1 protein-coding gene is annotated in these 552 nt (G+C 71.4%); it reads right to left on the bottom strand.

Features of this window, described 5'->3' with window-relative positions; translation table 11 throughout:
- The coding region (locus tag AOK03_RS19265) for a DeoR/GlpR family DNA-binding transcription regulator (RefSeq protein ID WP_055566542.1) at nucleotides 1-552 on the bottom strand (552 nt) is incomplete at both ends.

The following is a 552-nucleotide window of genomic DNA, read 5'->3' as shown; positions in this document are numbered from 1 at the left end:
GCACCCGGCGCGTGGCCGCCGCCATCATCGCGCGCTTGACCTGCACCGTCTCCGGTGACGTGTGGTAGCAGCGGCCGCGCGTCACGGCCGTCGTCGACATGAAGAGGACGTCCGCGCGAAACGCCTCCACACTGTCCGCGGTGTGCAGGCCCATGAAGGCGTCGTACGCGGGGAAGTAGCTGCCGCCGAGCGCGATCAGCGAGACACCGGGCTCCTTGGCGAGCGCCGTGATCGCGGGCAGCGAGTTGGTGATGACCGTCAGCGGTGTGCGCTCGGTGAGCAGCCGCGTCAGGTGCAGACAGGTCGTGCTGTCGTCGAGCAGCACCGTCTGCCCCGGCACCAGCTCCCGTGCGGCCGCGCGCGCCAGCTGCTGCTTCGTCTGCGCCATCGTCGACATCCGCTCGGCGACGCTGCCGTGGAACTGCGCGGACGGCAGCCCCGTCGCCCCGCCGCGCACCTTGCGCAGCCACCCCTGCGACTGCAGGAAGTCCAGGTCGCGGTGGATCGTCATCAGGCTGACGGCGAACTCGTCGGCGAGGTCGGCGGCGCGCA

Source organism: Streptomyces atriruber, assembly GCF_001418325.1.
GTDB classification, from domain to species: domain Bacteria; phylum Actinomycetota; class Actinomycetes; order Streptomycetales; family Streptomycetaceae; genus Streptomyces; species Streptomyces atriruber.
Note: the sequence above shows the minus strand (reverse complement) of the source record. Positions and strands in the feature narration are given on the sequence as shown.